The organism is Rhodopseudomonas parapalustris, from assembly GCF_053772255.1.
The window spans coordinates 76,067-88,800 of record NZ_JAMKBZ010000011.1; the positions used below are offsets into that span (position 1 = coordinate 76,067).

The window sequence follows — 12,734 nt, forward strand, 5'->3', positions numbered from 1 at the left end:
GCCGGAGGAGATCATCATGCTCGATTATGAAACTCTCAAATTCGTCTGGTGGATCTTCGTCGGCCTGCTGCTGATGGGCTTCGCCATCACCGACGGCATGGACATGGGGGTGGGCACCTTGCTGCCGTTCGTCGCCCGCAAGGACGTCGAACGCCGCATCGCCATCAACTCGGTCGGCCCGCATTGGGACGGCAACCAGGTCTGGTTCATAACCGCCGGCGGCGCGATCTTCGCCGCCTGGCCCGCGGTCTACGCCGCTGCGTTCTCCGGCTTCTACATGGCGATGCTGCTGGTGCTGTTCGCGCTGTTCTTCCGGCCGGTCGGCTTCGACTATCGCTCCAAGATCGAGAACCAGACCTGGCGCAATGCCTGGGACTGGGGACTGTTCGCCGGCGGCACGATCCCGGCGCTGATCTTCGGCGTCGCCTTCGGCAATCTGCTGCAGGGCGTGCCGTTCCGTCTCGATGAACTGCTGCGCGCCCACTATCAGGGCTCGCTGTTGACGGCGCTGCTGCCGCTGCTCAACCCGTTCGCGCTGCTTGCCGGCGTGATCAGCCTGGCGATGCTGGCTGCGCACGGCGGGGTGTGGCTGCAGCTTCGTGCCTCCGATGCGGTGGCGGTTCGTGCCCGCAAGGCGGTGCTGCTGCTGTCGCCGATCGTGACGGTGGCGTTCGCGCTGGCCGGCGTCTGGCTGTGGCTGGGCATCGACGGCTATCGCATCGTCAAGGAGGCAGCGCACAGCGCCGCATCGAACCCGCTGACCAAGGAAGTAGTGCGCGCGCCCGGCGCCTGGCTCGACATCTATGCCAAACAGCCGCTGGCGATGATCGTGCCGGCGCTCGGCCTGGCGGGGCCGCTGCTCACCATGCTGCTGGCGGCGGTGCATCGGCCGGGTCTCGCTTTCGTCACCAGCGCGTTCGGGATGATCGGCATCATCGGCACCGCGGGCCTGTCGATGTTTCCGTTCATCATGCCGTCGAGCATCGATCCGCGATCGAGCCTGACGATCTGGGACGCGGCGTCGAGCGAACTGACCCTGACGGTGATGTTCTGGGCGGTGGTGATCTTCCTTCCGATCGTGCTCGGCTACACCGTGTGGTGCTACGCCAACATGTGGGGCAGGGTCACCGCCGGCGAGATCGAATCCCGCGCCCATTCGGCTTACTGAAAGGAGAAACGTCATGTGGTACTTTGCCTGGATCCTCGGCGTCACCGCCGCTGCGGCGATCGCTGTGATCAACGTGATGTGGTACGAGTTTCAGGACGGTCTGATGGTCGCGGTGCCGACACACGACCGGCCCGATGGCTCGCAGGTGCCTGAGCAAGTTGCTCGGTAGCCGAAAGTCGCGATGTTTCGACGAGGCCGGTGCGGTCGACGCGCCGGCCTCGTCTCTTGCTGCGATGTTTTGCCGTCGAGGCGTGTCACCGTGACTGCACGAACCGCCCAGTCCGCCTTGCTGCTGCGTTCGCTCCGCGCAGTCGCCGGACGCCATGCCCGCATCGCGACGTCTGCAGCCGCGGTCGGCGGCGTGCTGGTGGTCGCGACCGCGCAACTGATCGCGATCGTGGTCGATCGGCTGGTGTTCGGCGAAGCGGCGCTGCCGGCGGTCGCACCGCTGCTCGCGCTGCTCGGCGGCGTCGCGGTGCTGCGCGCCGCGGCGGTGTGGCTCACCGAGCGGGCAGCGTTCGAGGCTGCGGCGAAAGTCAGGCGGCATCTGTTTCGGTGCGCTCTGGAGCGGGCCTCGGTAGAGGGGCCGGTGCGGCTCGGCGCGTATCCGCCGGGCGAGCTGGTGGCGTTGCTGACGGACTCGCTCGATGCGGTTGCGCCGCTGTGGCGCTCCTGGCAGCCGGCGATCGTGCGCGCCGCCGTGGTTCCGGTCGCGGTCCTGGCGGTGGTCTCTTGGCGCGATCCTTTGGCGGCGGCGATCCTAGTCATCGCGCTCCCGCTACTGGTGTGGTTCTCGATCCTGGCCGGGCAGGGCGCGGAGCAGGCGAGCGGCGAGCGCTGGGCCGCGCTCGCGCGGCTCGGCGGCCATCTGCTCGATCAAATTCGCGGCCTGTCCGAACGCAAGCTCGCAGGAACCGCCGACAATGCGATCGCTGCAGTGAAGGCCGCCGCCGAGCGCTATGGCCGCGAGACCATGGCAGTGCTGCGCATCGCCTTCCTGTCGGCGCTGGTGGTCGAGTTCGTCGCGACCGCGGCGATCGCGGGTGTGGCGATCGCGGTCGGTTTCCGGCTGCTGTGGGGCGAGATGGATTTCGCCACCGGGCTGTTCGTGCTGCTGCTGGCGCCCGAGTTCTTCGCACCGCTACGCGACATCGGGGCGCGCCGTCATGCCAAACTGGAAGCGCTCACCGCGCTCGACAAGCTGGCGCCGCTGCTCGATGGGCCGCCAGCGACTGGCCGGCCGTACATTGCTGCGGGACCGCCGGCGATCCGGTTCGACGACGTGCGCGTCGTCCATGCCGATGGCCGCGTCGCGCTCGACGGCTTCAACCTCGACATCGCGGCCGGCGAACACGTCGCGCTGGTCGGCCCGTCCGGCGCCGGCAAGAGCACGGTGCTGGCGCTGCTGCTGCGGTTCATCGAGCCGAGCAGCGGCCGGGTACTGATCGACGGCGAGCCGTTGTCCGAAATCGATCCGGCGTCGTGGCGGCGGGCGCTGGTGGCGATGTCGCAGACGCCGCAGTTCTTCGAGGGCTCGATCGCCGACAACGTGGTGATGGGCCGCGCGGCCACGCCGGACGATGTGGCGCTGCGCGAGGCGCTGCGCTCCGCGGACGCCGCGGCGTGGGTCGACCGGCTGCCGGACGGCGCCGCGACCCCGCTGGCGGAGCGCGGCGCCAATCTGTCCGGCGGCGAGGCGCAGCGGCTGGCGCTGGCGCGCGCGATCTATGCCGCCGGTCCGCTGCTGCTGTTCGACGAGCCGACCGCGCATCTCGACGCCGAAGCGCAGCGCGTGGTGATGCAGGGGCTGGCGCGGCTGCGCGAAGGGCGGACGGTGCTGACGATCGCGCACCGGCGCGAGACCATCGCGGCCGCCGACCGCGTCGTCATCATCGAGCGCGGCCGCGTCGTCGCACAGGTGACGCCTGCGCAACTCCTGGCCGGCGCGCTCGATCGGTCCGAAGCAGAGCGCTCCGATGCGTGATCTGCTGCGCCTGGTTTGGCTGTGGCGCGGCTCGCTGCCGCTGCTCTTCGGCGCGCTCGCGATTTCGCTGCTGACAACGTTCGCCAATCTGGCGCTGATGGCGACGGCCGGCTGGTTCGTCACCGCGATGGCAGTTGCCGGCGCCGCCGGTGTGACCATGAACTACTTCACCCCGTCGGCGATCATCCGGTTCGCCGCGATCGTCCGCACCGGCGGCCGCTGGCTCGACCGCGTCGTCAGCCACGAGGCGACCTTCGCGTTGCTGGCGTCGACCCGCGTCGCGCTGTTCGCACGGCTGGCGGCGATCGCGCCCGGCGGTCTCGCCGATCTGCGCTCGGGTGAGGTGGCGGCGCGGCTGAAGCTCGATATCGACCGGCTGGAGATCGTGTTCTTGCGGCTGGTCGCGCCGGCGGTGGTCGCGATCGTGGTCGGGGTCGTCGTGGTCGGCGCCGTCGCCTGGCTCGGCCAGAGCGCGCTGGCGTGGGGGCTCGCGGCGATCCTGGCGGTCGGCGGGCTGATCAGCCCGGTGCTGGTGCTGCACGCCACGCGCGAGGCCGCCGATCGCGACACGGTGCTGGCCGCCACGCTGCGCCGCCGCACCACCGAACATCTCGACGGGTTGGCGACGCTGCTGGTCACCGGCGACGATCGGCGCCGCATCGATATGCTGGACGAGTTGCTGGCACAGCGGATCGCGGCCGAGCGAAGGATCGCATCCTGCAGCGCGTTCGGGACGATCGGTCTCGGCGCTGCGTCGGATCTCGCAGTGATCGCCGTCCTCGGCGTGGGCGGCGCGGCGGTCGGCAGCGCGGCGATCAGCGGTCCAGACCTCACCCTGATCCTGCTGCTGGTGCTGGCGTCGTTCGAAGCATTCGCGCCGCTCCCGGTCGCGGCGGCGGGGCTGGGCGCGACCTTGGTGTCGCTGCGGCGGCTGTTCTTGCTGTGGGATCGCGCGCCACTGGTCGACGAGCCGGCGCAGCCTGTGCCGCTGCCGAAGAAGTACGATCTGGTCGCGAACGACGTGTCGCTGACCTATCCAGGGCGGACAGCACCGGTGCTGTACGACGTCGATTTCGTTCTTCCGCAAGGCAGAGAGCGGCGGCTCGACGGCCCGAGCGGCAGCGGCAAGTCGACGCTGATCGATCTGTTGGTGCGGGTCCGCGATCCTGACGGCGGTGAGATCCGGCTCGGCGGCGTGCCGATCCGTCGGCTGGCACTGGCCGATCTGCGGTCGATAATTGCGCTGGTGCCGCAGCAGCCGCACATCTTCGCGGCGCGCATCGCCGACAATCTGCGCGCCTTCGCGCCGGCGGCGAGCGACGCGGAGCTGTGGGCGGCGCTCGACGGCGCCGGCTTGAGACAGGTGGTGCTCAAGATGCCCGAACGGCTCCAGACCTTCGTCGGCGAGGGCGGCGCCCGATTGTCGGGCGGCGAGGTGCGGCGGCTGGCAATCGCGCGCGGCTTGCTGCGTCCAGAAACCCGCATCCTGATCCTCGACGAGCCGACAGAAGGCCTCGACGACGCGACCGCTGCAGACATGATGCGAGGTGTGCAACGGCTCCGCGGCGAGCGCAGCCTGCTGATCGTCTCGCATCGAAACGTTGAAGTAACTCGCCCTCGAGAGTCGCGGCAATGACATCAACGTCCGGTCAGACGAGTCAGTCGATCTCCGGTGGACGTGCGGGCTCTAATGGTGAGGCCGAGATGAACGTGGCCCTGGACGCTGCGCCTGTGCGCATCGACACGCGATAGTCACCAGCGGACGTGCTTCGGACAAGGGCTTGCACGACCGCTACAGGGGCTTCCTCATGGCGCAGCGTCGTGCCTTGGGGAGCCCGGCTTGTTCCTCGGCGTCCAGAACCGCTCGCAGACGGGGACAAAGATCGTCGTCGCCGAGCGTGATGAATCCGAGACGTTGATAGTACGGCTCGTTCCAAGGGACGTCCCTGAAAGTGGTCAAAGTCAATGCCGTGACGCCATGGTCAGTGGCAAGGCGATGAGCCGCGTCGATCAGGCGTCGCCCAATACCACGCCGCTGGTGATCGCGATGGACTGACATCTGCCAGATATGCAGCGCGTCCGGCGTCACCTCGCCGTTCAGAAAAGCCAAAACTCCGTAGCTCTGCAGCTCCGCGACCAAGGCAACGCCATCCGCGATCAGGGTGCGGTGCTGTTCCTCCGATTGCACGGCGTCGTCGGCGATCCACTCCAACCCTGGTGACTGGCGGAAGATCTCGCCGGAGCTGCGTTCGATATCGGGCAGAAGGTGGATGTCATGGTCGCGTGCGGGTCTGATCCTGATCATTGTGCAATCTAGACGGATAATTGTGGTCGAGTTGGACTCATAGGTCGTGGCTTGCTGCGACGAGACGCAAGGGCCTGTGATGAGATCGGTCGCGACGCCATGCCTGTGCGGCGCTCCTCTGCCCGTAACACTTCGGTAAAATTGTCTCGGATCGGGAGGGCCAGAGCTTGCTCGCATCCCGCGCGACATCTGTGGTCCGGCAATCGCCGCATCGTCTGAACCGTTCGAATCTGAGCGAAACCTTGCGGCAAGCAGCGGGCCTTGCGCGGCGGAGGGAAGGTCCGGCATTTGTGACGGTTGCTTCGGCGTGCGACAAGAGCGAAGAGTTCGCCGGCAAGTCGAGCTCGTATCGCACATGACCACCGTTGCGAGCGAATGCGTGGAGGCACAAGTTCATAATGTGTATGCGTCGTTCCAGTGCCCCGGCGATTTGGGGGGCATGATGCGCCGTCGTTTGCCGTCGCTGATCGCGCTCCGCGCCTTCGAGGCAGTCGGCCGCACCGGCAGTGTCCGTGCCGCCGGAGACGAGCTGGCGGTCAGCCATACGGTCGTCTCGCGGCATCTTCAGAATCTGCAGAAGTTTCTCGGCGTTGCTTTGGTCCGCGGCGAGGGACGCGGCGTCATCTTGACCGAAGCCGGCGTCAGCTTTCACGCGCAGATTTCCCAGGCGTTCGACATCATCGCCCGCGCCACCACGAGCGCACGGCCGGCGTCGCTGCCGACGCTGAACATCTGGTGCATCCCGGGCATCGCCAATCGGCTGCTGCTGTCGCGGCTGCCGGAGTTGACCGGACCGCCGCGCAACTGGGAGGTGAATCTGCAGCCGACGTTGACCCATCCGGATCTGTCGCGGGCCGAGGCCGACGCCGAGATCGTCTATGCCGATGTGATCGATTCCCGCGGACCGCTGATGGCCGAGATTCTGGTGCGGCCGCGTGTGTTTCCGGTCGCCAGCCCGGCCTATCTGGCGCGCTATCCGGCCATCACCAGTCTCGAGGATCTGTCGAAGATCGCGCTGATCCACGAGGAGTCGACCATGCAGTGGACCCGCTGGTTCGAACTGGCGGGTCTCGACGATCTGCCGCCGCTGCGCGGCCAGCGGTTGTGGCACGCCCATCTGGCGATAGAAGCGGCACGGCTCGGGCAGGGCGTCGCGCTCGGAAACGACGTGCTGGTCGAGGAGGATTTGCGCTCCGGCGCTCTGGTCGAAGTTGTCACCTCGTCGGTTTATATGGAGACTTATCAGCTCGTTGCGCTGAAGGAGCGGTGGGACGATCCGGAGATCGTTGCGTTGCGGAATTGGTTGAAGCGGGTGCTTGCAGAGATCTAGCCGCGCGGGCCGAATGCGAGCCGTCTGGCTACGCGTTGGGCGGTTCGCTCAACAAAGCATCATTCTCTGCTCGCAATGGTGCAGCATTTTTCGATTGGTGCATGGAAGTCACCAGATCGAACTTACAAGCTGATTGATTGTCCTCTTCGTCGCTTTAGCGTTGTCATCAGTTCAGGAGAGAGCTGATGACGAATAGTGAATTGCTGACGCGCAGGCAGACGGCTGTCGTGCGGGGCGTCAGCCAAGCGACGCCGGTCTTTGCAGAGCGTGCGCTGAATAGCGAGATCTGGGACGTCGAGGGCAAGCGTTACGTCGATTTCGCCGGCGGCATCGCGGTGCTCAACACCGGTCATTGCCATCCGCGCGTCGTCGCGGCGATCCGCGAACAGCTCGACCGCTTCACTCATACCTGCTTCCAGGTGGCGCCCTACGAGGGTTACATCAAGCTCGCCGAGCGCCTGAATCAATTAGCGCCGATCAACGGGCCGCTGAAGTCGATCCTGCTCAGCACCGGTGCGGAAGCCACCGAGAACGCGGTCAAGATCGCGCGCGCGGCGACCGGGCGCAGCGGCGTTATCGCCTTCACCGGCGGCTTTCATGGACGTACCGCATTTGCGTCGGCGATGACCGGCAAGGTCATTCCCTACAAGAAGGCGCTCGGCCCGCCGCTGCCGGGTGTCTGGCATGTACCGTTCCCGGTGGTTGGTGGCGACGTCTCCGTCGAGGATGCGCTGCGCTGTGTGTCGTTCGTGTTCAAGGCCGATATCGATGCGTCGCAGGTCGCCGCGATTATCATCGAGCCGGTACAGGGCGAGGGGGGCTTCCATCAGGCGCCGCCCGAACTGATGCGCGGTTTGCGCAGGCTGTGCGACGAGAACGGCATCGTGCTGATCGCCGACGAAGTGCAGACCGGATTCGGTCGCACCGGCAAGATGTTCGCGATGGAGCATTACGACGTCCAGGCCGACATCGTCTGCGTCGCCAAGAGTCTCGCCGGTGGCCTGCCATTGTCGGGCGTGATCGGCCGCGCTGCAATCATGGATGCTGCCGAACCGGGCGGCCTCGGCGGTACCTATGCGGGCAACCCGCTGGCCTGCGCCGCCGCGCTCGCGGTGCTCGACGTGTTCGAAGAAGAGAATTTGATCGCCCGCGCGAACCAGATCGGCGAGCGACTACGCAACGCGATCGATCGCTTCGCGCTGTCGAATACGCTGGTGCCGACCTCGGTGGCGCGCGGGCCGGGCGCGATGGTCGCCTTCGACATTCTCAAGCAGCGCGGCAGCAACGAGCCGGATGCGGACATGACCAAGCGGGTGACGCGGCTGGCTCACGAGAACGGTCTGATCCTGCTGTCGTGCGGCACCGCCGCCAACACCATTCGCATTCTGGTGCCGCTGACCGCCTCCGACGAGATCGTCGACGAGGGGCTGGCGATCCTGGAACGTTGCCTCGCTGCGTAGCACATGGCGCGCCCGCGCCGAGATGGGACTAATCGAGATGCTGATGCCGAGTGATCCCGGCCTGTTGGCCGAACGCTGCCTGATTGGCGGCAAGTGGTGTGGCGAGCCGGTCGACGCGGTGTTCAACCCAGCGACGGGCGAGCGCATCGGCGCGGTGCCGCACTTCGGGGCGGACGAGGCCGAGGAGGCTGTGCGCGCCGCCGACATCGCATTCCGGCAATGGTCGAAACTGCTCGCCAAGCAGCGCGCGACGACGCTCCGCGCGTGGTTCGATCAGATCATGGCCAACCGCGATGACCTGGCGCTGCTGTTGACGCGGGAGCAGGGCAAGCCGCTCGCCGAAGCGCTGGGCGAGATCGACTACGCGGCGTCGTTCGTCGAATTTTACGCCGAGGAAGCACGGCGCATCTACGGCGAGACGATTCCGTCGCATCGCGCCGATGCCCGCACGATGGTGATCCGTCAGCCGGTCGGCGTCGTCGCGGCGATCACCCCTTGGAATTTCCCCGCCGCGATGATCACCCGCAAGGTCGCGCCGGCACTCGCCGCCGGTTGCACCGTGGTGATCAAGCCGGCGCCGGAAACGCCGCTGACGGCACTCGCGCTCGGCGTGCTGGCGCAGCGCGCCGGCTTTCCGCCGGGTGTGCTCAATATCGTCACCGGTGATGCGCCGGCGATCGGCCGCGCCTGGACTGAGCATCCGACGGTGCGGGCGATCAGCTTCACCGGCTCGACCGAGGTCGGCAAGATCCTGATGCGCCAGGCCGCCTCGACCGTGAAGAAGGTCGGGCTCGAGCTCGGCGGCAATGCGCCCTTCATTGTGTTCGACGATGCCGATCTCGATGCGGCGGTCGAGGGCGTGATCACCTCGAAGTTTCGCAACATGGGCCAGACGTGCGTCTGCGCCAATCGCATCTATGCGCAGGAAGGCATCTACGACGCCTTCGTGGAGAAGCTCACTGCCAAGGTGGCGTCCCTTCAGGTCGGCAACGGCGTCGATGCCGGCGTGACTCAGGGGCCGCTGATCACCAAGGAGGCCCTCGCGAAGGTCGAACGCCATGTCGCCGATGCTGTCGGCAAGGGCGCCAAGGTGGTTCTCGGCGGCAAGCGGCATGCGCTGGGGCGCACCTTCTTCGAGCCGACGGTGCTAGCCGGCGTCACCACCGCCATGCTGATCACACGCGAGGAGACCTTCGGTCCGGTCGCGCCGGTGTATCGCTTCACCGACGAAGCCGACGTCATCGCGCAGGCCAACGACTCGCCGTTCGGTCTGGCGTCCTACTTCTACGCACGCGATCTCGGCCGCGTGTTCCGGGTCGCCGAGGCGCTGGAGTCCGGCATGGTCGGGGTCAACTCGGCGCTGCTCGGGGCGGATGTAGTGCCGTTCGGCGGCGTCAAGCAGTCCGGCCTGGGTCGCGAAGGTTCGCGCCACGGCATCGAGGAGTATGTCGAGACCAAGTACATCCTGCTCGGTGGTCTCGATCGCTGACGCTGGCATTCGCTTTACGACGATTTTCAGATCCAGGGAGACCGAGACGTGGCGACTGAGACATTGACCAAACCGGACGTGATTGCCGACAGCCTGCGCGCCGCCGTCGATCGCAACTTCGACAATCAGGTCGCGTTTCTCCAACGGATGGTTCAGTTCCGTAGCGTGCGCGGCGAGGAAGCGCCGCAGCAGGAATGGCTGGCGCAGCAATTCGCCGATCGTGGTTACAAGGTCGACACCTTCAGTCTCGCCGACGTCGATATCGCCAGTCATCCCAAGGCGGCGCCGATGGACGCGATCGATCCCGCCGGCTCGATGCAGGTTGTTGCCACTCCTGATTACGACGGCAAAGGCCGCAGCTTGATCCTGCAGGGACATATCGACGTAGTGCCGGAAGGTCCGGTCGATCTGTGGAGCGATCCTCCCTACGAGGCCAAGGTCCGCGACGGCTGGATGATCGGCCGCGGCGCGCAGGACATGAAGGGTGGCGTGTCGGCGATGATCTTCGCGCTCGATGCGATCCGCACCGCCGGCTATGCGCCCGATGCTCGCGTGCATGTGCAGACGGTGACCGAAGAAGAGAGCACCGGCAATGGCGCGCTCTCGACCCTGATGCGCGGCTATCGCGCCGATGCCTGCCTGATCCCGGAGCCGACCGGGCACACGCTGACGCGCGCCCAGGTTGGCGCGATCTGGTTCCGGCTGCGGGTGCGCGGCACGCCGGTGCACGTCGCCTATTCGGAGACCGGCACCAGTGCCATTCTGTCGGCGATGCATCTGATCCGGGCCTTCGAGGAGTACACCAAGAAGCTCAACGCGCAGGCGGTGCGCGATCCGTGGTTCGGTCAGGTGAAAAACCCGATCAAGTTCAACGTCGGCCTCATCAAGGGCGGTGACTGGGCGAGCTCCACCGCCGCCTGGTGCGAGCTGGACTGCCGCCTCGGTCTGCTGACCGGTGATACGCCCGAACAGGCGATGCGCGGCATCGAGCAATGCCTCGCGGAGGCGCAGGCCAGCGACACGTTCCTGTCGGAAAATCCCGCCGAGCTGGTCTGGAGCGGCTTCAAGGCCGATCCGGCGGTCTGCGAACCGGGCAGTGATGCCGAAGCAGCGCTCACTGTCGCGCATCAGGCGGCTTTCAAGGCGCCGCTGGATGCGCGGCTGTCGACCGCGGTCAACGACACCCGCTACTACTCGGTCGACTACGGCATCCCGGCGCTGTGCTACGGACCCTACGGCGAGGGGCCGCACGCGTTCGACGAGCGCATCGATCTCGAAAGTCTGCGAAAGACGACGTTGAGCATCGCGCTGTTCGTCGCCGAGTGGTGCGGGCTGAGGAAGTTGTGATGGCGATCGCAGCCGTGTCGACCGCCGCCACACAATCGATGACCGGGGCCGACCGGCTGTGCGACGCGCTGCTGGCCCACGACGTCGACGTGTGTTTCGCCAATCCCGGCACATCGGAGATGCACTTCGTCGCGGCGCTCGATCGCCAGCCGCGGATGCGGTGCATCCTCGGCCTGTTCGAGGGCGTCGTCACCGGCGCGGCCGATGGCTACGCCCGGATGAGCGACCGCCCGGCGGCGACGCTGCTGCATCTCGGCCCCGGCCTCGCCAATGGCCTGGCGAACATGCACAACGCCCGGCGCGCGCATTCGCCGATGATCAACATCGTCGGCGATCATGTGGTCGAACATCTGCCGCTGGATTCGCCGCTGACCAGCGACATCGACTCGCTGGCGCGGCCGATGTCCCGCTGGGTCAGGCGGATCGGCGATCCGTCGCGGATCGATCACGATGTGGCGGAGGCCTGGGCGCAGAGCATGGCGCCCGGCATCTCGACGCTGATCCTGCCTGCCGACATGGCGTGGAACGAGCACGTCTATCGCGAAGATCTCGTGCGCGGAGAACGTCTGCCGCAAGCGCCGCTCGAACAGGCAACGGTCGCCCGCATCGGTGCCGCCATCCGCGGCGGCCGCAAGGTTGTTCTGTTGCTGACCGGCGCCGCGTTGCGCGAGGGGGCGCTGCGGATCGCCGATGGCATTCGTCGCACGACGGGTGTGGAGATCTACGCCCAGGGCAGCAACGGCAGGATCGAGCGTGGCCGCGGTCGCGTACCGATCGCCAAGCTGCCGATGACGCATGAGGGCGGTGGGCCGTTGCTGTGCGGCGTCGACATGCTGGTGCTGATCGGCGCCAAGGAGCCGGTATCGTTCTTCGCTTATCCGAACCGGCAGGGCCGGCTGGCGCCACCGTCGTGCGAGATCGTGCGATTGGCCGGCCCCGATCAGGATTTGCCGCATGCGCTGGCATGGCTGGCAGACGAGGTGGGTGTCCAAATCGATGCACCCTCGGCGACGGTGGTGGCGACTTCCGCGCCGGCGAATGTGGGCAACGGGGCGCTCACCGTTGATGCGGTGAACCGACTTGTTGCCGCGCGGCTTCCGCAGCAGGCGATCATTTGCGACGAGGCGCTGACCTCGTCGGGATTCTTTGAGTATTCCTACGACGCCCCGCCGCACGACTATCTGCAGATCACAGGCGGAGCTATCGGGATCGGCATTCCGATGGCCGCGGGAGCCGCGGTCGCTTGCCCGGATCGCAAGGTGATCAACCTGCAGGCCGACGGCAGCGGCATGTACACGGTGCAGGGACTGTGGACCCACGCTCGTGAAAATCTCGACGTCGTCACGATCGTGTTCTCGAACCGCTCCTACGCCACGCTGTGGGGCGAGATGAGCAAGGTGGGCGCGCAGACGCCGGGACGCAATGCGCAGCGGATGCTGCAGCTTGATCAACCCGAACTCGACTGGACCAAGCTGGCCGGAGGGCTCGGCGTCGAAGCCAGTCGGGTTTCGACGGTGCCGGAGTTCGCGCGCGCGCTCGACGCCGCGCTCGGCCGGCGCGGTCCGTATGTGATCGAGGCCATGGTGTGATGCTGAGGTCGGTGTCGATGCCATCGCCGCCGATCACGACGACCAACGATCTGATTAGACTC

Annotated in this window: 9 protein-coding genes and 1 pseudogene; 9 read left to right on the forward strand and 1 reads right to left on the reverse strand. The window is 66.8% G+C overall.

Annotation, left to right across the window (positions count from 1 at the left end; translation table 11 throughout):
• Positions 1–16 precede the first annotated feature (16 nt).
• The 4 genes and pseudogenes from cydB to cydC all read left to right on the forward strand — a co-directional run bounded on the left by cydB (position 17) and on the right by cydC (position 4,788).
• On the forward strand, positions 17–1,168 hold the full coding sequence (gene cydB / locus M9H71_RS11970; RefSeq protein WP_455405227.1) for a cytochrome d ubiquinol oxidase subunit II: 1,152 nt from the start codon (positions 17–19) through the stop codon (positions 1,166–1,168).
• A gap of 13 nt (positions 1,169–1,181) precedes the next feature.
• Positions 1,182–1,265: pseudogene (cydX, locus tag M9H71_RS11975) on the forward strand (cytochrome bd-I oxidase subunit CydX); the annotation flags it as partial.
• Between the two features lie 162 nt (positions 1,266–1,427).
• Positions 1,428–3,152: a thiol reductant ABC exporter subunit CydD gene (gene cydD / locus M9H71_RS11980; protein ID WP_455405228.1), complete on the forward strand. Its 1,725-nt coding sequence runs from the start codon at positions 1,428–1,430 to the stop codon at positions 3,150–3,152.
• The gene (gene cydC, locus M9H71_RS11985; protein WP_455405229.1) at positions 3,145–4,788 is read left to right on the forward strand and encodes a thiol reductant ABC exporter subunit CydC; all 1,644 of its coding nucleotides are present in this window, start codon (positions 3,145–3,147) and stop codon (positions 4,786–4,788) included. The genes cydD and cydC overlap by 8 nt, the downstream gene beginning before the upstream one ends.
• A gap of 156 nt (positions 4,789–4,944) precedes the next feature.
• Here cydC and M9H71_RS11990 read toward each other — a convergent pair whose 3' ends face one another.
• Positions 4,945–5,457: a GNAT family N-acetyltransferase gene (locus M9H71_RS11990; RefSeq protein ID WP_455405230.1), complete on the reverse strand. Its 513-nt coding sequence runs from the start codon at positions 5,455–5,457 to the stop codon at positions 4,945–4,947.
• 439 nt (positions 5,458–5,896) lie between these two features.
• On the opposite strand from M9H71_RS11990, the gene M9H71_RS11995 reads away from it, so the two are divergent.
• From M9H71_RS11995 to M9H71_RS12015, 5 genes are all read left to right on the forward strand, one after another.
• Positions 5,897–6,787 carry a LysR substrate-binding domain-containing protein gene (locus tag M9H71_RS11995; RefSeq protein WP_164602022.1) on the forward strand — a complete coding sequence of 297 codons (891 nt, stop codon included), beginning with the start codon at positions 5,897–5,899 and terminating at the stop codon, positions 6,785–6,787.
• A gap of 185 nt (positions 6,788–6,972) precedes the next feature.
• Complete coding sequence (gene gabT, locus M9H71_RS12000) at positions 6,973–8,247, forward strand: 4-aminobutyrate--2-oxoglutarate transaminase (RefSeq protein ID WP_455405231.1); 1,275 nt, start codon at positions 6,973–6,975, stop codon at positions 8,245–8,247.
• Positions 8,248–8,284: 37 nt separating this feature from the next.
• Complete coding sequence (locus M9H71_RS12005) at positions 8,285–9,736, forward strand: NAD-dependent succinate-semialdehyde dehydrogenase (RefSeq protein ID WP_455405232.1); 1,452 nt, start codon at positions 8,285–8,287, stop codon at positions 9,734–9,736.
• Between the two features lie 48 nt (positions 9,737–9,784).
• Positions 9,785–11,083 (forward strand): ArgE/DapE family deacylase, encoded by a 1,299-nt coding sequence (locus M9H71_RS12010; RefSeq protein ID WP_455405233.1) that lies wholly within the window; start codon positions 9,785–9,787, stop codon positions 11,081–11,083.
• On the forward strand, positions 11,083–12,672 hold the full coding sequence (locus M9H71_RS12015) for an acetolactate synthase large subunit (protein WP_455405234.1): 1,590 nt from the start codon (positions 11,083–11,085) through the stop codon (positions 12,670–12,672). The genes M9H71_RS12010 and M9H71_RS12015 overlap by 1 nt, the downstream gene beginning before the upstream one ends.
• Positions 12,673–12,734 lie beyond the last annotated feature (62 nt).